The organism is Halomonas halmophila (genome assembly GCF_006540005.1).
GTDB lineage: Bacteria > Pseudomonadota > Gammaproteobacteria > Pseudomonadales > Halomonadaceae > Halomonas > Halomonas halmophila.
Genome location: NZ_BJOC01000090.1, coordinates 1 through 514, shown reverse-complemented (window position 1 = coordinate 514; position 514 = coordinate 1). Strand labels below are relative to the sequence as shown.

The following is a 514-nucleotide window of genomic DNA, read 5'->3' as shown; positions in this document are numbered from 1 at the left end:
CCACCAACAGCAGGCTCGTCTTCACTAGACTCTACATCCGCCTTCTTATAGCCCTGTACGCGAAGCACAGCACCAGCATGAGAAAGCTGGTAACCCCACTTCCCATCCTTTATGGTAATATCAATGCTGCCGCTGGTCGCGATTTCCACTCGGTATTTGAAGACCGTTTCCTCGGTAAAAAGGCTGTCGAAATACCCCATCATCCCGCCGCCCACCACAGCGCTCAATTTGATATTGACCTGGCCCTGGGGCTCCTCAAAAACCTCTTTCTGAACATTATACTCGGCTCTAAGCATGTGGTTACCGAGCGTGTCTTCCGTGGGTGAGGGACCAACACCCAAGCCAACCTCCATAAACAACTCGGGAGTGAAGCCATATTCTATCACCCACAAATCACGGCCTGATTCGGCATCTTCCATGAACGCAACGAGCGCAGCTCCGGCGGGATGCCTCATGGCTACCCGCTTTAGAGCTTCATAGATGTCGACTCTGATACCGCACTCATAGGCCAGAG

At 52.7% G+C, this 514-nt stretch carries 1 protein-coding gene; it reads right to left on the bottom strand.

The annotated features are described in order from the left end of the window. Nucleotides 1–419 (bottom strand): hypothetical protein (locus HHA01_RS14710; RefSeq protein WP_141322071.1); only part of this gene is annotated, 419 nt, incomplete at its 3' end. Nucleotides 420–514: the final 95 nt, after the last annotated feature.